This is a genomic window from Acetobacter sp. (assembly GCF_047721705.1).
GTDB lineage: Bacteria > Pseudomonadota > Alphaproteobacteria > Acetobacterales > Acetobacteraceae > Acetobacter.
In genome coordinates, this window is record NZ_JBDNXK010000012.1 from 30,402 (window position 1) to 46,909 (window position 16,508).

15 protein-coding genes and 1 pseudogene are annotated in these 16,508 nt (G+C 58.4%); 3 read left to right on the forward strand and 13 right to left on the reverse strand.

Annotated features, from left to right (window positions below):
- Positions 1 to 678, reverse strand: a pseudogene (locus tag ABF824_RS03545) (peptidase M3); the annotation flags it as partial.
- A gap of 131 nt (positions 679 to 809) precedes the next feature.
- Between ABF824_RS03545 and ABF824_RS03550 the strand changes: the two are divergent.
- On the forward strand, positions 810 to 1,652 hold the full coding sequence (locus tag ABF824_RS03550) for a 2OG-Fe(II) oxygenase (protein WP_415486470.1): 843 nt from the start codon (positions 810 to 812) through the stop codon (positions 1,650 to 1,652).
- A gap of 8 nt (positions 1,653 to 1,660) precedes the next feature.
- Here the strand turns inward: ABF824_RS03550 and ABF824_RS03555 are convergent, their stop codons facing one another.
- The 11 genes from ABF824_RS03555 to ABF824_RS03605 all read right to left on the reverse strand — a co-directional run bounded on the left by ABF824_RS03555 (position 1,661) and on the right by ABF824_RS03605 (position 13,286).
- Entirely contained in the window at positions 1,661 to 2,878 is a 1,218-nt protein-coding gene (locus tag ABF824_RS03555) for a pyridoxal phosphate-dependent aminotransferase (RefSeq protein ID WP_415486472.1), read from the reverse strand.
- 20 nt (positions 2,879 to 2,898) lie between these two features.
- Positions 2,899 to 4,101, reverse strand: coding sequence for a pyridoxal phosphate-dependent aminotransferase (locus ABF824_RS03560; RefSeq protein ID WP_415486474.1), 1,203 nt, complete (start codon positions 4,099 to 4,101; stop codon positions 2,899 to 2,901).
- A 233-nt stretch (positions 4,102 to 4,334) separates the two neighbouring features.
- On the reverse strand, positions 4,335 to 5,639 hold the full coding sequence (locus ABF824_RS03565; RefSeq protein WP_415486475.1) for a glycoside hydrolase family 68 protein: 1,305 nt from the start codon (positions 5,637 to 5,639) through the stop codon (positions 4,335 to 4,337).
- A gap of 131 nt (positions 5,640 to 5,770) precedes the next feature.
- Complete coding sequence (gene uraH, locus ABF824_RS03570; RefSeq protein WP_415486476.1) at positions 5,771 to 6,124, reverse strand: hydroxyisourate hydrolase; 354 nt, start codon at positions 6,122 to 6,124, stop codon at positions 5,771 to 5,773.
- The gene (gene uraD / locus ABF824_RS03575; protein ID WP_415486477.1) at positions 6,121 to 6,645 is read right to left on the reverse strand and encodes a 2-oxo-4-hydroxy-4-carboxy-5-ureidoimidazoline decarboxylase; all 525 of its coding nucleotides are present in this window, start codon (positions 6,643 to 6,645) and stop codon (positions 6,121 to 6,123) included. Before uraD ends, uraH begins: the two co-directional genes overlap by 4 nt.
- Positions 6,642 to 7,556: an allantoinase PuuE gene (gene puuE, locus ABF824_RS03580; RefSeq protein ID WP_415486478.1), complete on the reverse strand. Its 915-nt coding sequence runs from the start codon at positions 7,554 to 7,556 to the stop codon at positions 6,642 to 6,644. The genes uraD and puuE overlap by 4 nt, the downstream gene beginning before the upstream one ends.
- A complete protein-coding gene (locus tag ABF824_RS03585) occupies positions 7,553 to 8,815 on the reverse strand; it encodes a pyridoxal-phosphate-dependent aminotransferase family protein (protein ID WP_415486479.1) in 1,263 nt (420 codons plus the stop codon). The genes puuE and ABF824_RS03585 overlap by 4 nt, the downstream gene beginning before the upstream one ends.
- Positions 8,812 to 10,113, reverse strand: coding sequence for an allantoate amidohydrolase (locus ABF824_RS03590; RefSeq protein WP_415486480.1), 1,302 nt, complete (start codon positions 10,111 to 10,113; stop codon positions 8,812 to 8,814). Before ABF824_RS03590 ends, ABF824_RS03585 begins: the two co-directional genes overlap by 4 nt.
- A complete protein-coding gene (locus tag ABF824_RS03595; RefSeq protein ID WP_415486481.1) occupies positions 10,107 to 11,702 on the reverse strand; it encodes a gamma-glutamyltransferase family protein in 1,596 nt (531 codons plus the stop codon). The genes ABF824_RS03590 and ABF824_RS03595 overlap by 7 nt, the downstream gene beginning before the upstream one ends.
- Positions 11,703 to 11,745: 43 nt before the next feature.
- Positions 11,746 to 13,101: an AtzE family amidohydrolase gene (locus ABF824_RS03600; protein WP_415486482.1), complete on the reverse strand. Its 1,356-nt coding sequence runs from the start codon at positions 13,099 to 13,101 to the stop codon at positions 11,746 to 11,748.
- On the reverse strand, positions 13,098 to 13,286 hold the full coding sequence (locus tag ABF824_RS03605; RefSeq protein WP_415486483.1) for a DUF4089 domain-containing protein: 189 nt from the start codon (positions 13,284 to 13,286) through the stop codon (positions 13,098 to 13,100). Before ABF824_RS03605 ends, ABF824_RS03600 begins: the two co-directional genes overlap by 4 nt.
- A 371-nt stretch (positions 13,287 to 13,657) precedes the next feature.
- Between ABF824_RS03605 and hpxZ the strand changes: the two genes are divergently transcribed.
- Positions 13,658 to 14,062 carry an oxalurate catabolism protein HpxZ gene (gene hpxZ / locus ABF824_RS03610; protein ID WP_415486484.1) on the forward strand — a complete coding sequence of 135 codons (405 nt, stop codon included), beginning with the start codon at positions 13,658 to 13,660 and terminating at the stop codon, positions 14,060 to 14,062.
- A gap of 7 nt (positions 14,063 to 14,069) precedes the next feature.
- Here the strand turns inward: hpxZ and ABF824_RS03615 are convergent, their stop codons facing one another.
- A complete protein-coding gene (locus ABF824_RS03615) occupies positions 14,070 to 14,972 on the reverse strand; it encodes a LysR family transcriptional regulator (protein ID WP_415486485.1) in 903 nt (300 codons plus the stop codon).
- A 158-nt stretch (positions 14,973 to 15,130) separates the two neighbouring features.
- Here ABF824_RS03615 and ABF824_RS03620 point away from each other — a divergent pair.
- On the forward strand, positions 15,131 to 16,508 hold a 1,378-nt coding region (locus tag ABF824_RS03620), incomplete at its 3' end, for an NAD(P)-binding domain-containing protein (RefSeq protein ID WP_415486486.1).

Genomic DNA, 16,508 nt, shown 5'->3' on the forward strand with positions numbered 1-16,508 from the left:
CGTGTAGGTTTCAAAGCCACGCGGGCGGGCCATATCGGTGCGTAGTGTGACGAGACGAGCGTAGAGATCGTCCAGCGTGTCGCCGTTCTGCTCGAAAAACGCCCATCGCGCCTGTTCTGCCTCGTGCCGGATCGCGCGGTCGGCATGTTCCAGCCATGGAGCCAGTCCGGACAGGTTGACCGTTTCTCCCTGAATTTGGACCCGGGCTGAGGCGAGAAGGGCCGTGTATTCGCCTGTGAGCCTGGCCTCTTCCTCCAGCGCAGTTTCGATGCGCGTGTCGAAAGTGGTGATGTCACTTTCCCAAAGAGCAACGACATGTGGCCCAAGGATTTTCCGCACATTTTCCACGCATTCAGGGGAAAGGAAGCGTTTCTTGAGCGCGACTTCATGCGCCGTGGCTTTGGGGAAAATATGATCCGCGTAATCCCGGTCGGTTTTGGCGGATTCATCTGTGGTGTTCTGAGCAAAGCGCAGATGGACCAGAGCGGCCCAACTATCGAGCGTGCGCCGTTCACGATCAAAACGCGCCAAGGCCTGAGACACGTCCTGAGCATCCAGCAATGCAGAAACTGCACCAAATCCGGAAGCAAGACTGTTCACGGTGGGACGGGCAAAGGAGAGGGAGGAAAAGCTCTGGGTCATGCAGGCATCGTGCATCGTGTCAGACGTGTCGTCCATCCCATCTTTGGATGGAGGTTGACCATATTACTTATTTTAATGGTTAGGCCCGACACTGAGGGGGAGCTGTAAATTATTCTGCCAGGAGAGGTCATCATGTGTGCCGTTAACGGATGTTGCGGAAGCTATGGATGACCCTGTCTGCTGTGACGGACACGGAGGAGGTAGGAGCAGAGTGGTGTGCGCCTTCCTTCATTGACGTAGCCAGTGCTTGCTCGCGTTACCAGATGGCGAAACCTTTTCCTTATCTCGTTCTGGATAATCTTTTTGACACGAACGATCTTCAGGAAATCATTGAAAAAATAAAGGAAGTTTCGGCTCAGTCGTGGGAACCGCACTACACGCAGCTGCAGAAAAAACGTGTGATCCAGCGTGAAGCCGATATGCCCTGTGCTGTGGCTGAGTATTTTCGGCAGGTGCATTCAGCGGCTTTTTGCCATTTTCTTAAACAGGTGACAGGTGAGGTCGCTCTTGTTGCCGATCCCGAACTCTGGGGTGGTGGCGTGCATGAGGTGGATTCAAACGGTCACTTTGAAATTCACGTTGATTTTCAGGTGCACCCGATAAAAAGAATGAAAAATACTGTTGTCGTCATCACCTATCTTAATCCCGAATGGGAGGAGGGGGATGGAGGCGAACTGGAATTATGGGATGCCAGAACGCGACGGAGAGAAGTCAGGATAGCGCCCCTCTTCGGGCGCACGCTCATCATGAGTCAGTCGTCCATCGCCTTACATGGCTATCCATCGCCTTTGAAAAGCGGGAAACGGCGCGCGCTGATTTCTTATTTCTACCGTCCAGCACAGACTTCTTCTGACCCGTTTCTGACAAATACGCATTATCTGCGCCACACGGGTCTGCCTTTGGACCGTCAGATCCACATGCTGCTGCGTGATCACCTGCCGCAACCGGTGATCAGTGCCCTCAGGCATGTGCAGTCACGCCTCGTGCATCGTTGGAAGCAGCGAGGGTGACCGTTCTTTCAGACGAGTGAAGCGATGAAACGTTTCAGGCGAGCGCAGGCTTCCGTCAGTGCTTCGTCTGAGGTAGCGCATGACAGGCGCAGATACGGCGCCATACCAAACGCGCTGCCCGGCACTGTCGCCACATGGGCTTCATCGAGAAACGCCAGAGCAAAATCGGTGTCGGTTTCCAGAACGCGACCGGAAGATGTTTTACGTCCCAGAAACGCACCGATGCCCGGATAGACATAGAACGCCCCAGCAGGCATGGCGCAGCTCAGGCCCGGAATGTCGCGGAGGGCGGAGACCATCAGATTGCGACGCCGCTCATACGTCGCCACCATGTCGTGAATCAGATCGGGTGGACCATCAAGAGCGGCAGCGGCGGCGGCCTGCGCCACTGTGCAGACACCGGATGTTGCATTGCTTTGAACTGCGCGCATTGCAGCGATGAGGCGCTTTGGGCCACCGGCATATCCGACGCGCCAGCCGGTCATGGCATACGCCTTCGCAACACCGTTCATCGTCAGGATACGGTCTCGCAGATCGGGGGCAATCGCTGCGAACGATGTGAAACGGTTTCCATCGAACACGAGATGTTCGTAGATTTCGTCAGAAAGAATCCAGACATCCGGATATTTCCGGAGCACGTCCGCTATGCCCTCCAAATTCTCGCGGGAGCAGAGTCCTCCGGTGGGATTGTTCGGGAAATTCAGCACCAGCCATTTTGTGCGGGGGGTCATGGCTGCGGCAAGACGCTCTGGTTTCAGGCTGAAACCATCGGCTTCATCACAGACTGGATGCACCGGAACGCCGCCAAACATGCGGGCGATCAACGGGTAGCTGACCCAGTAGGGCGCGGGGACAACAACTTCGTCACCCGGATTGATGGATGCCATGAATGCATTGAAAATGACCTGCTTGCCGCCATTGCAGACAAGCAGTTCGTCGCCGCTGAATTCCAGCCCGTTTTCCCGTTTGAACTTGCGGGTGATGGCCGCTTTGAGTTCCGGGGTGCCGTCGACTGGTGGATATTTGGTTTTGCCCGCCAGCGCTGCTTCATGCGCCGCTTCGATGGCGGCAGGCGGTGTTGCAAAATCAGGTTCACCCAGCGCGAGGGAGATGACCTCATATCCCTGTGCTTTCAGTTCTCTTGCCCGACGCGCCATCTCAATGGTCGCGGGAGCAGGGAGGCCTTCAAGTCTTTTGGCGAGTGTCGGTCCGGCGGCGTCATTCATGGCAGTATCGCCTTTCCTTCTTAGCTCAGGCTGGCGCAGAAGCGCTGGATGCGGGAGCAGGCTTCCCGCAGGCTTTCCGTGTCGGTCGCATAGGATACGCGGAAATGTCCGGCGAACATGAAAGCCGAACCGTGCACGGCGGCGACACCTTCCTCATCCAGCAGAGCGGTCACGAAGGCCTCGTCCGTGTCGATCACCACGCCTTTCTGTGTGCGTTTGCCGAAGCAGCCGCTCATTGACGGGAACACATAAAATGCGCCTTCGGGACGTCCGCACTGAAGGCCGCTCGCCTGATTGAGCATCGACACGACGAGATCGCGGCGCTCGCGATAGGTGGCGCACATGCTGTCGATGAAATCCTGCGGGCCAGTGAGCGCTTCCAGCGCAGCGGCCTGAGCGATGGAGCAGGGATTGGAGGTGGACTGTCCCTGCAATTTGTTCATCGCCTTGGTCAGTTCGACCGGCGCGCCAGAAAAACCAATGCGCCAGCCGGTCATGGCATACGCCTTGGAGACACCGTTCATGGTGACAGTACGGTCGCGCAGACGTGGTTCGACCTGCACGATGGTTGCAGGCTTGAAGCCGTCATAAACCAGCTTGTCATAGATATCGTCTGTGAAGATCCACACATTCGGATGCTTCAGCAGGATGTCACAGAGCGGGCGCAGATCTTCGGCGGAATAGGTCGCGCCGGTTGGATTGCACGGTGAATTCAGGAAGAACCATTTGGTCTTCGGTGTGATCGCCGCTTCCAGTTCGCTCGCCGTGAGCTTGAAACCGTTTTCCGCGCGGCAGGGAACAACAACGGGAATACCGTCGGCCAGCGCCACGATGTCCGGGTAGGATACCCAGCACGGTGCGGGGATGATGGCCTCGTCACCTTTGTTGATGGTTGAGACCATCGCGTTATAGATCACCTGCTTGCCGCCGGTGGAAACGATGATTTCTTCCGGCTTGTAATCCAGCCCGGAATCCAGACGAAAGCGCTCGGCGACCGCAGCGCGTAGGGCGGGGGTGCCAGCGACATCGGTATATTTGGTCTGCCCCGCTTCAATGGCCTTTATCGCTGCGGCCTTGATGTTGGCGGGTGTATCGAAATCGGGTTCTCCTGCCGAGAGACTGATGATGTCCCGGCCTGCCGCCTTGAGCGCACGCGCTTTTGCCGTAATGGCAATCGTCTGGCTCGGACTGATCTTGTTCAGGCGGTCGGCGATGAAAGACATGGAATTGTGTCCCGGGAGAAGAAATCCGGTCAGGCTATGTCAGGCCTTCCGGCAGTCGGCCCCACGCCGACGGGGCGGGAAGATAGAAGGTTTTTCCCCAATACGGAACAGTCCCACGAGAATAACCGCGCCGGAAGGGCTCCTGAAGTATGGATATGGCAAAAGCCGGGAGGAATGATTTCCTCCCGGCTCCTGCTGGACAGGGTGTGAAAAACACTGTCGCGAACGTGTGATTACGACTGCGGACGGTGATCCCACGCATTGCCGACCGGCCAAGCCGCCTGCGCGTAGACCTGACCGTAACCGTGCACTTCCGAAAGGAAAGTCCGGTCGCCATCAAGTTCGATCTTCACGGTTGGTGCCAGTGTGGCGCCAATCCGGAAAGTGGCCGGATCGTTGGGATCGGTGCCTTCGGCAGGCAGCGTGTCGATGAAGGCCTGCACGTAGCCTTCGGGGTCAACAAAGTGTGAGTAGGTTTCGTAAGGCGCACTTGAAGGATTGCCGAGCACGAGACCTGACCCGTTCAGGGGTTTGTAGGGACCGAACAGACCGTTCTCCGACACAAAGCCATACACGCCATCCGGTCCGGCCAGATCGCCGCTGTATGTACTGTGGTGACTGATGGTGAACAGATAGGTCATCCCACCACTGAAGACGATGTGCGGACGTTCCATCTGATCGTTCACGCCAAGGGCGGTCACGAGCGGATCAAGCTGCGTCCAGCGGGCAGTGGAGAAGTCGCCCTTTTTGTAGGCACCGTCATCAAGAACGGCGATGCCGATGGAGGCTGCGCCGTACTGTGCGCCAGCATTCACGCTGTAGCCCGGTGGCAGAATGCCCTGCTCTTCGCTGCCAATCGTGAACTCACCACGCATCCCTGCGACGTTGCTTTCATACAGGCAGTAAACACGACCGTCGGCCGGGTTCACAAACGGGTGCGGATCGCGGAAATCGAAATATTCGTCCTGCTGGGAATTGGCGTTGTGAATGCCATCAGCGGAGAACATTTCCGTCGTGGTCTCGAAGCCACCGAACCAGACACCGTTTTCATCAGCGAAAATCTGACCGGTGGAGACGGACGGCACGGACTGGTTGACCGGAGAGTCCGCTTCGGACGTGTAGAACATGTCCACAACATTGCCCGTGCCTTCGCGCATGACCAGTCCGCCGGACCATTCATGCGGGCGTAGGTCAGCCGTCGTCTGGAGAAGGCGACCGCCCCACTGCCAGTCTGCGCCGTTTCCTGTGCGGGAATACCAGTAACCGATATAGGCGCGATTATTGCGGCTATGCCATTCGTCATAAATGTTGGTGTTCGTAAGATCGATCTTGTCGACCGCGAGTGACCAGATGACATGCCAGCCCTTGAAAGTCACAGTCTGGCCGTGGATGTTTCGCAGGGCGCCTGTGTCCCAGATCATTACCGATTCATCCATGGTCGGAAAGTTCTGATCAATGACCGGCATGGTGGTCGTCGGATCGTCAGCGTGGACTTTGAGTGCGTCGGCAATCGTCCACCGTGACGTATAAGAAGTCATGTAAATCCAGCTTTATTTATAATTGAAATGCGCCGAGGCCCCGACGCGCTGGATAATGACTGTCCTTATGGTGAAAGGGAGATTCTCTTTCGTTTTTTATTGAATGCCACGGAATCCGAACATGAATCCGTTCAGCTTCCCCGATAGGTTGTGTAGCCAAAGGGTGAGACCAGCAGTGGCACATGATAATGCGCACGCACTTTTCCCGCTTTTGGTTCCGCGACACCGAAAACGACTGGAACCGTGTCGATGAAAGGTGGATCGCTGAGTTCCACGTCATTGCGTCGGAAGTAGGGGGCCACGGCAAATTCCAGCCGGTAACTCCCGGGTTCCAGTTCGCCGACCTCGGAAATTTCGGGGCAGCGACCGTCTGCGTTGGTGACGCCGGAAAATAGGACCGTATCCCCACGCCAGAGCGTGATAGCCATGCCGGCTGCGGGCAGGCCTGACACCTGATCCAGAACGTGAGTGGATAATGTGCTCATGAGTCAGCTTCCAGTTTCTTCAACACATCGTCACAGCGGATAGCTGCAATTTTGTCGATTTCAGTCAACGCGGCCGCCCGTTCCTGCTCCGGCGTGTTATGAGTCCGTCGCGCCATTTCGGACAGGATATGATCCTTCTCGCTGAGCCGGACACAGATAATGAACGGCATGGAGAATTTGGAACGATAGGCATCATTCAGAGCGGTGAACTGTTTGTGTTCCGCAGGCGTCAGGCGATCCAGTCCGGCGGAAGCCTGCTCATTCTGCGACGCCGTGGTGAGGCTTTCATCCACTCCTACACGCCGCGCGAGTTCCGGGTGCTCCCGGATCAGCACCATCTGCTGCTCTGGGGACGCGGAGGCAACAACATTCTGAAAAGCTGAGAGCAGTTCAGCCTTGTCCAAAAAGGGTCGATGCTCCCATGCTTTTTCGGCAATCCATGGTGAATGTTCGTAAAGTGCGCCGAACAGTGCCGTAAAAGTGGGAAGATCCAGTACGTTTATGCGGTCTATGGTATTCATGCCGGATGCACTGCCAGCCAGTGCCGTGCGATGTCGATGCGCCGCGCGACCCACACCCGCTCATGCTTCATCACATGGTCGAGGAACCGCGCCACCGCCCGCGCCCTGCCGGGACGCCCGGCAACGCGGCAATGCAACCCGACTGACATCATGCGTGGCTGGGTCTCGCCTTCTTCCCAGAGCTGATCGAACGTGTCGCGCAGATAACGGTAGAACTGCTCGCCTTCCGTAAAACCATTGAGCGCCACGATCTTCATGTCATTCACGTCGAGCGTGTAAGGCACGATCAGTTGCGGACGTCCCGTCACTTTTTCCCATGTGCGGTCGTAGTAGGGAAGGTCGTCCGCATAGGAGTCAGCGTCGTAAACGAAGCCACCTTCCTCGGCGACGAGACGCGCCGTGTTCGGGCTGGTGCGTCCCTGATACCACCCCAAAGGCCGGGCGCCTGTCAGCGCCGTCTGAAGTGCGATGGCCTTGGCGATGTGCGCCCGTTCAATGTCCTCCGGCACATCCTGATAATCGATCCACCGCAGACCATGTGAGGCAATTTCCCAACCGGCCTTCATCATCGCATGCACGGCTTCAGGATTGCGGGCCAGCGCCTCGGCCACGCCGAACACCGTCACCGGCAGGCCGCGTTCCGTAAACAGGCGCTGAAGCCGCCAGAACCCCGCGCGGGAGCCGTATTCATACAGGCTTTCCATCGCCATCGCCCGCGCGCCGGGGATGGGGCGCGCACCAACCATCTCGGACAGGAATGCCTCCGATCCGGCATCCCCATGCAGAACGCTGTTTTCGCCGCCTTCCTCGTAATTGATGACGCACTGCACGGCAACACGCGCTGATTCGGGCCACTCCGGGTCTGGCGGGTTCGCGCCGTAACCCACCATGTCGCGGGGATAGTCGTTCATGCGTCGTGTGCTTTCAGGGCATCGGGAAGTACATGGTTCCATGCGACCAACGCTGCATCCACGCCCGCACCGCGCGGTGTGGCATAGCCTTCCGCGGCCAGAACGCTTTCCAGCGCACCAAGCGTCAGCAGCACCTTGTGCTTCATGGCGTTGTACCCCATCGCGCCAATCCGCCAGATCTTTCCGGCCAAAGGCCCAAACGCCGTGCCGATCTCGATCTCGAAATCCTCGCGCATCCGGCGACGCACGGCCTCGCCATTCACACCATCCGGAATCCACACGCCGGTCACGTTCGTCATACGGTATTCGTCGTGGCCGAATACTTTCAGCCCCAGCGCCCGGAGTCCTGCCGTTATGGCGGCTCCAGCGGCGCGATGACGGTCGAAACGGTTCTTCAGACCTTCTTCCAGCATCACTCGTCCGCACTCACGTGCGCCGTAAAGCATGGTCGTCGCTTCGGTATGGTGGTTCAGACGCTTCTCCGACCAGTAATCCATGACCATGGCCAGATCGAAGTAGTTGGAGCTGATCCGCGCCCCATAACCATCGTCGGCATCCGCGCCGCGAATACCTTTTTCCACGTGACGACGGCTAAAGATATGCTCGGCAGCGCGGTCGGAAATCGTGATGGGTGAGGAGCCCGGCGGGCCGCCCATGCACTTCTGAAGTCCTGCCGTGACGATATCCAGACCGCAGCCGTCCACATCCACCGGCATGCCGCCGAGAGTGGCGGTCGCATCGACATAGGACAGCACATCATACTTGCGGCAGAGTTCGCCCAGCCCTTCAAGCGGCTGAGCCGTCGTGGTGGAGGTGTCGCCGTGGATACAGGCGAAGACACGCGGCTTGTGTTCCTTGAAGGCGGCTTCGATGGCGTCCAGAGAAGCGACTTCGCCCCATTCCAGATCAATCGTGCGGATGTCAGCGCCAATCCGCTCCGCGATCTCGGACAGCAGCAGCCCGAACCGGCCCGCGCGTACGATCAGCACTGTCATGCCGGGTTCCAGCAGCGAGACCAACGCCGCCTCGATACCCGCGCGAGCCGTGCCGTCGATCAGGAACGTCCAGCGGTTCCGCGTCATGAACACTTCGCGATAGAGTTCCATCGTCTCGTTCATGTAGGTCGTCATCTCGGGATCGAACTGCCCGAGCATGTCCGCACTCATCGCCCGCAGCACACGCGGATGGACGTTGACCGGCCCGGGTCCCATCAACAGACGCTGCGGCGGATCGATCTGGCCGAAAACTGGCACGGTCATGAAAAATGTCTCCCTTGGGTCTTGCTGTAATCTTCGGCAAAGAGTCGGACGAAACGGGTCAAAGCGACAATGGCGTCATTCACATCCGCAGGCAGCACGGCCTCGGCCGGATTGTGGCTGATGCCTTTCTCACAGCGGATGAACAGCATAGACATCGGAGCCAGCCGCGCCATGATCATGGCGTCATGCCCCGCACCACTGACCAGCACGCGCGCAGGCTGGCCGGTCACGTCCTGCACGGCTGCTTCCATCAGCGCCATGAGATGCGGATTACATGGCGAAGGATTGAGATTTTCGCGCGGTATGATCTCGATCTCCACATCACGACGTTCCGAAATCTCCTTCAGGGCCGCAAGAATCTCGTCCACCGCCCTGTCGCGTGTCGCAATGGTTCCTGCACGGGCATCAATGGTGAACGTCACATCCCCCGGCACGACATTCGTCACGCCCGGCCATGTCCGCAGCGAACCGACCGTCGCCACAAGCCCGTCGCGATCCCCACCGGCCACGCCAATGCGCTCAATCGCCAGCACCATCTCCGACGCCGCCGTCAGCGCGTCCCGCCGTAGCGACATCGCCATCGTGCCGGCGTGGCCCGCCATACCATGCAGTCTGATCTCGAAACGTCGCTGCGCCGCAATGCCGCTCACCACGCCGAGCGACCGTCCTTCGGCTTCCAGAACAGGCCCCTGCTCAATATGCGCCTCGACATAAGCCAGCACGCCGTCTTTCCCGCGTTTCGCCGCTGCCATGCCGCGCGGCGTCAGGCCCACACGCGCTAATGCCTGCTCGACGGTGACGCCATCGACATCACGCAATTCCGCAAAAGCAGCGACAGGATCATCTTCTTCCAGAACACCGGCAATGGCGCGAGTCGTCAGCATGGTGATGGGAAAGCGCGATCCTTCCTCATCCCCGAACCCAACGATCTCAATGGCGAACGGAAAGCGCTCGCCTCGCTCATGAAATCCGGCCACCACTTCCAGCGCCGCAATCACGCCGAGCATGCCGTCGTAACGACCACCGTCGCGCACCGAGTCCAGATGCGAGCCGAACAGAAGGGCAGGCGCATCCGGCGTGCTGCCCTCATAGCGTCCGATCAGGTTGGCGGCGGCATCCTGCCGCACCGTCATGCCCGCCTGACGCATCCAGTTCGAAATGGCCTCGACCGTGGCGATAAAGCCCGGCCCAAGCCACGGGCGATAGAGCAGCCCCACATCGTCGCTGAACGGCGGTTCGCCAAGCACATCGCATCGCGCAACGGCGCGTTCTCCCGGTGTGGGCTTCGTCTCTACCATGCCGCGATGCCGCCATCGCTGCGTGGATCAGTCGCGCCTTCGATCACGCCATCCGGATGACGGACCAGCGCTCCAGCATGTCCCATCATGGACGTGAACGGCGCGACCCGTTCGATGGCATGTCCTGCTGCACCAAGCTGCGCGATCAGTTCTGGCGCGAACCGGTCCTCATATTTCAGGGTCACGCTTTCCTGTCCCCATGTGCGCCCCAGCAGCCAGCGCGGCGCGGTGACGGCGGCCTGAAGACCCATGCCGTAACGGGCATAACGCGAGAACACGGCGGCCTGCGTCTGCGGCTGTCCTTCGCCGCCCATCGTGCCGTACACCATCACCCGCCCGTCGTCGAAGCGGGCGGCAGCGGGGTTCAGCGTATGGAACGGCTTGCGACCCGGCTTCAGCGCATTCCAGCCCTCTTCTTCAAGACGGAAACTCGCACCCCGGTTCTGCCAGACGATGCCGGTCTGAGGCAGCACGACGCCCGAGCCGAACTCGAAATAGGTGCTCTGGATCATGCTGACGGCGAGCCCACTGGCATCGACTGCACCCATCCACACGGTATCGCCCGCCTGCGATGGATGCGGCCACGGTGCGGCGTGCTGCGGATCAATGGCGGCGGCCATGGAGTCCAGCGCCGAGGGATCATCCAGCAGATGCTGTGCTTCCACGGTCATATAGGCTGGATCGCCCACATGCGTGTCACGATAACGGAACGCCTGCTTGGTCGCTTCGATCAGTCCGTGAATATGCGCAAAACTTTCGCCTTCATCAGCTTTCAGGCGGTCAAACAGAGCAAGGATCAGCAGCGAAGCAACGCCCTGCGTCGGAGGCGCCATGTTGTAGAGCGTCGTCCCCCTGATCGGCACGGAAAGCGGTGGCCGCACCTCCGCCCGGTGCGTCGCAAGATCCTCTGCGCTGACCGGACTGCCCGCGCTTGCAAGATCGGCAGCGATGCGACGGGCAAGAGGACCATCATAGAAGCCTTGAAGACCTGATGCAGCGAGTTCACGCAGCGTCGCACCGAGTGCCGGATTGCAGAGGATATCCCCTTCCGCCAGCGGTCGCCCCAGTGCTTCGAACACGGCCGCATAACCGGGCGCGACAATCAGTTCAGCCGATTTTTCCGTTGCCAGCGCAGCGCCGCCTGCCGTGACAGGCACGCCGGCTTCCGCATGGTGGATGGCTTCGGCAAGAAGCTGTTCCAGCGGAAGGACCGAACCATAGGCGGCTTCGGCCATCTTCAGCGCCTTGGCCCAGCCTGATACAGTGCCCGCAACAGTATTGGCTGCCAGTGGTCCACGCCATGGAATGGCTGCATGTCCCGCCTTGCGGTAAAGGTCCAGATCAGCCTTCGCAGCGGCTGCGCCACAGGCATCGATCGTCTCGGTGCGACCATCCGGCCATGTGATCAGCCAGAATGCATCTCCACCGATACCGGTCATGTGGGGATAAACGACAGCCAGAGCCGCAGCGGTGGCGACCGTGGCCTCAATGGCTGAACCACCAGCCCGCAGGATTTCCAGACCCGCCTGCGATGCCAGATGATGCGGCGCTGTAACCATGCCGCGAAGAGAGCGTGCCGTGTGCAGCATTTCCTGCCGCCTTTCTTGTTTTCAGGAGTTGTCGCCTGATTCTTTACAGGCAGGCGAGCTCCGGCTTGGAGTAACCGCAAACGCCACTTTTTTCCAGTTCGCGCGCCACGGCGAACAGGGAAGCCTCCTTGCCGGGTGCGGCGACAAGCTGCAATCCGAGAGGCAGTCCATCCGGATTGATCAGTGGGGCGGCAAGAACGGGCAGGCCGGGCAGGCTCAACGGCTGGGTATAAAGGCCGAGATAGGCACGGGCCGATACGCTTTTGCCGTCCACCATGACAGTTGGATCGTCACGGCGTGGGGCCTCGCACATCACTGAAGGTGCGATGAGCACATCTGCTTTTTCACGGAAAAGGGCATGCACCTGATCGCGGAACCAGCGTCGGAAACGCTGGGCTTGCAGATAGGTATCGGCAGGAAGGAGCGCGCCCGCGAGCAGCCGGTCGCGTGTCGCAGGGTCATATTGTGCGGCGACCCTGCGCAGGCGCGGAAGATGAAGATTGCCGCCTTCCGCTGCTGTAATGAGGAAGGAACAGGCGCGGGCAATGGCAACTTCCGGCAGTTCCACAGTCTGTTTGACATCCAGTGCGTCGCACGCACGATCCAGTGCCTTCTGACAGGAGGATGTCAGATTGGTGGCGAACCACCCACCAAGACGCGCAATCCGGAGATCGGAGATTTTGGGTTCGGGTGCGGCGGGCGTCCCATCCATGACATGGAAAGCTGTTGCCAGATCGGACAGGTTTGCTGCGAAAGGCCCCACGACATCGAGACTGGCGGAAAATGGATATGCTCCTTCGCGCGGCAGCCGTCCGAAAGTCGGTTTCAGGCCCCACACGCCACACAGAGAAGCGGGCACGCGGATTGAACCGTTGGTATCGGAGCCGAGGGCCAATGGAAGAAAGCCCGCCGCGACGGTAGCGGCAGAACCGCCGGATGAGCCGCCCGCCATGCGCGATGTGTCGCGGGGGTTGAACGTCGTGCCGTAATGGGAGTTCTCGGTGGCGAAACCGTAGGCAAATTCGTCCATGTTCAGTGTGGCGACCAGAATGGCCCCCCCATCTTTCAGGCGCTTTACGACAGGCGCATCCTGCTTTGCGGGAAGTGTGTCGTTCAGAACGATGGAACCTGCTGTCGTGACATGGCCTGCGACATCGAAAAGATCCTTCACGCCAAAAGGCACACCCGCAAGTGGTGGCAGGGGCTTTCCGGCAGAACGAAGGGCGTCAATGGCATCGGCCTGAGCCAGCGCTTCCTTGGCGAGAAGTTTGGTCACACTGTGAATGGATGAATCCTGTTGTTTCAGAATATCCAAGGTAGTCTCGGTGATTTTACGCGCCGTCATTTTTCCCGAACGGACGGCTTCGCTTATTTCCGCTATGGTTAAAGGCCGACTCATGGTTCGTACTCGCCCGCAGGTTCACATGTATCGACGAAATGGTGCTGTTGCAGCAGACGGGTGAAATCCGTCAGCAGGGCAGTATTGTTCAGCACGCCGGGCAGGCAGTCCGGAGAAAGATCGATATCGAGAGCCTTGGCTCGAGCCCGAACGAGTAGAGAGTTTTCCTCTCTGGAATCGGTCATTGGCCGTTCCTTTCGAAGCAAATGAAGGACGGAAACACTGGGCTGTGTGAAGCGCTGGTGAGCAAAAGCAAGCAGAGCGGCATGGACGGTCTTTTCTCGTGCCTCTGAGATAAAATAGTGCCAGCTTTGGGCGAACCGGCGGTATGAAAAGACTATATGCTGGTAAAGCGTGTTCTCTCAAAAGCAAAAAAAACAACGTTGCGTTGCCGTTTTGAGATACCCAGCGGCCCACGGAGTTTTCTCTCTTTGCAACATCCGAAAAAGAGCGAAACGATTGCGACGAGAGGGAAAACTGGTCTTCAATATAGTGGATCCCTGCGTGCCGAAACGGTCACAGCGATCAAGTGCAGCGCGATGGAAAGTGGTAACCCATGATTCTTGATGATCAGAAAATTGTCGAAGAAATCACCGACTTGTCGGATCGTTATGAGCAGGCGCTTGGAAACAATGATCTGGCGGCGCTTGATGGATTTTTCTGGGAAGGTCCGGAAGTGGTCCGGTATGGCGTGGGAGAGAATCTCTACGGCACCGAGGAAATCGCCGCTTTCCGGCGGGCGCGGCAGGGAGGATCACCACCAAGAAAAGTGCTGAGACGCCACATCGCCACGGTGGGTGATGCCACCGCTGTTGTCAGTCTGGAATTCCAGCGTGTAGGCAGCCAGAAAATCGGGCGTCAGATGCAGACTTGGGTGCGCACGCCAGAGGGATGGAAAATACTTGCAGCGCATGTGTCCATCATGGCGGAAAAGCCTGAGACTACGGCGCCGCAAACATGACAGCCCTTCAAAGGGTCTCCGCGAAGAAGGCTTCAATCTCGGTCATCACAAAACGGGCCGCCGCGGATAGCTGGCGGGAGCGGTCAATGCATAGCGCAAGACTGAGCGGTAGAAGCTTTTTATTCACAATAGGCACGAAGCAGAGCTGTTTGCGCTGAATCTCATCATACGCGTCGAGATAGCTCAGGATACCGACACCAACCCCTTCCTGCACCAGCGATTTGATCATCTGGATATTGTCCGCCCGCGCTACGGGCGCAATCTTTACGCCGGTTTCGGCTTCCAGCAGCCCGATGGGACGCCACAAGGCTAGGGGCGGCGTAGGGATAATGGTGGGATATTCCGTGGCCAGACTGAATCGTGCTTCTTTCAGTTCCGAAATCGGGTGATCTGGAGGGGCTATAAAGCCCAGTGCGATCTCCTTGTGAGCGCGTACAGTCAGTTCCTTCATGTGACTCGGGTTGAACATGAGGGCGAAATCTGCATGTCCCTTCACCAGTAGTTCGCCCATGTTCTGACTTTTGCGCACATGCAGGCTGATCAAAATACCCGGATGACTTTCACGTAGACGGGCAAGAAGGGAAGGAAGGAAACCCTTGGTCAAGGCATCAGGGATAAGGATATCGACATTGCCCTGACGCAGGCCTTTCAGGCTATCCAGTTGCGCCTTGATCGTGTTCAGGTCACGCGACCAGCGGCTGCATGCCGTCAGCAGCAGTTCGCCCGCAGCAGTCAGTCTCAGGCCGGATGGCAGGCGCTCAAACAGGAGCGTGTCGAGGATGCGTTCACCCTGAAGGATCTGCCGATCGATTGCCGAAGCGGCGATATGCAGTTCATCTGACGCCTTACGAATCGAGCCGTGCTGGGCGACACTCATGAAATAGCGCAGGAAACGGGAAAAGACGGGCATTGTTGGCCGACCTTATTTTGCGAACGCATCATACTGAATTAAGAGATATACAAGAACGGTTCGGATGTGAAACTTTAAAGTCGGATTAGCCGATATGGCGACGGATTGATCCATGCTGTTCCTGTCGCTTTGTCGGACCTTGAACTGGTGAGCAGATGATAGAACAACTCGACAAGCGCGTTCGCGATGACCTGGCAAAAATACAGTACGCGACACGCGACTGGAGTTTTCCTCTGGAACGCGACGGCGAAAAGGTTCTCGATGTCGCCATTATCGGCGCAGGACAGGGTGGCATCGCAACCTGTTTCGGGCTCAAGCGACGCGGCATTTCCAATACCTGCATGTTCGACAGCGCTCCACGCGGAGGGGAGGGGCCCTGGATTACGTTTGCGCGGATGATCACCCTGCGCACGCCGAAATACGTCACCGGTCCCGACCTTGGGATTCCCAGCCTGACGCCGCAATCATGGTACGAAGCGAAGTATGGCGCGCAGGCGTGGCAGGATCTCAACAAGATCTCGCGTGAAGACTGGCAGGCCTATCTCGACTGGGTGCGTGATATTCTGGAACTTCCTGTCCGCAACGATCACGAGCTAATCGACATGGACTGGCAGGATGGCCTGCTCCGTCTCACTTTTGCCTGTGAGGGTGGCGTTAAACGTCAGGTCTGGGCGCGAAAGGTTGTGCTGGCGACTGGTATTCAGGGTGGTGGTGAATGGTTTATTCCGGATTTCATTTCCAAGGCGCTTCCCCGTTCACGCTACGCCCATACATCTGACCAGATCGATTTTCAGGCTTTGCGCGGCAAGCGCATTGGTGTGCTGGGCGCAGGGGCGTCAGCATTCGACAATGCGGCGACCGCACTGGAAGCTGGAGCCGGTAGTGTGGATCTTTGCCTGCGTCGCAAGAAGATCCCGTCCGTCAATCCGTATCGCTGGATGGAAAACGCTGGTTTCCTCAGCTATTTTTCGGAACTGCCCGATCTGACGCGCTGGCGTTTCATGCGCAAGATCTATGATCTCAACCAGCCGCCACCGCAGGATACGTTCTGGCGTTGCCGGACACATGAGAACTTCGCTTTTCATACCGGCACGCCTTGGCTGTCCGTAAAGGAGGAAGGTGACGATATCGTTGTGACAACGCCGCAGGGGGAAATGCGCTTCGATTTCGTCATTATCGGGACGGGCTTTCTTATCGATATGGCCAAGCGTCCTGAACTGGCAAAGATTGCTCCTCACGTTGCTCTGTGGCGTGATCGCTTCTCTGCTCCTGCTGAGGAACAGAGTGATCTTCTGGGCAGCTACCCATATCTGGGCTCGAAATTTCAATATCTGCCCAAGCATCAGGATGATCCGCTGACGCCGATGCTCTCCGCCATTCACAACTTCACCTTTTCTGCCACGCCCAGCATGGGATTGTCTGGCGCGTCCGTGAGTGCCATGCGTTTCGCGGTCGAGAAACTCTCGTTCAGCATCGGTCGTGACCTGTTCGTGGAAGATGGCGATGAGCATCTGCAAAGCCTGCTCGATTACAATG

Coding starts and splice junctions, on each gene's coding strand:
- ABF824_RS03555 (WP_415486472.1), bottom strand. CDS start 2,878: ATGAATGACGCCGCCGGACCGACACTCGCCAAAAGACTTGAAGGCCTC.
- ABF824_RS03560 (WP_415486474.1), bottom strand. CDS start 4,101: ATGTCTTTCATCGCCGACCGCCTGAACAAGATCAGTCCGAGCCAGACG.
- ABF824_RS03615 (WP_415486485.1), bottom strand. CDS start 14,972: ATGCCCGTCTTTTCCCGTTTCCTGCGCTATTTCATGAGTGTCGCCCAG.
- ABF824_RS03585 (WP_415486479.1), bottom strand. CDS start 8,815: ATGACCGTGCCAGTTTTCGGCCAGATCGATCCGCCGCAGCGTCTGTTG.
- ABF824_RS03550 (WP_415486470.1), top strand. CDS start 810: ATGACCCTGTCTGCTGTGACGGACACGGAGGAGGTAGGAGCAGAGTGG.
- ABF824_RS03590 (WP_415486480.1), bottom strand. CDS start 10,113: ATGGTAGAGACGAAGCCCACACCGGGAGAACGCGCCGTTGCGCGATGC.
- hpxZ (WP_415486484.1), top strand. CDS start 13,658: ATGATTCTTGATGATCAGAAAATTGTCGAAGAAATCACCGACTTGTCG.
- puuE (WP_415486478.1), bottom strand. CDS start 7,556: ATGAACGACTATCCCCGCGACATGGTGGGTTACGGCGCGAACCCGCCA.
- ABF824_RS03605 (WP_415486483.1), bottom strand. CDS start 13,286: ATGACCGATTCCAGAGAGGAAAACTCTCTACTCGTTCGGGCTCGAGCC.
- ABF824_RS03595 (WP_415486481.1), bottom strand. CDS start 11,702: ATGCTGCACACGGCACGCTCTCTTCGCGGCATGGTTACAGCGCCGCAT.
- uraD (WP_415486477.1), bottom strand. CDS start 6,645: ATGAATACCATAGACCGCATAAACGTACTGGATCTTCCCACTTTTACG.
- ABF824_RS03565 (WP_415486475.1), bottom strand. CDS start 5,639: ATGACTTCTTATACGTCACGGTGGACGATTGCCGACGCACTCAAAGTC.
- uraH (WP_415486476.1), bottom strand. CDS start 6,124: ATGAGCACATTATCCACTCACGTTCTGGATCAGGTGTCAGGCCTGCCC.
- ABF824_RS03600 (WP_415486482.1), bottom strand. CDS start 13,101: ATGAGTCGGCCTTTAACCATAGCGGAAATAAGCGAAGCCGTCCGTTCG.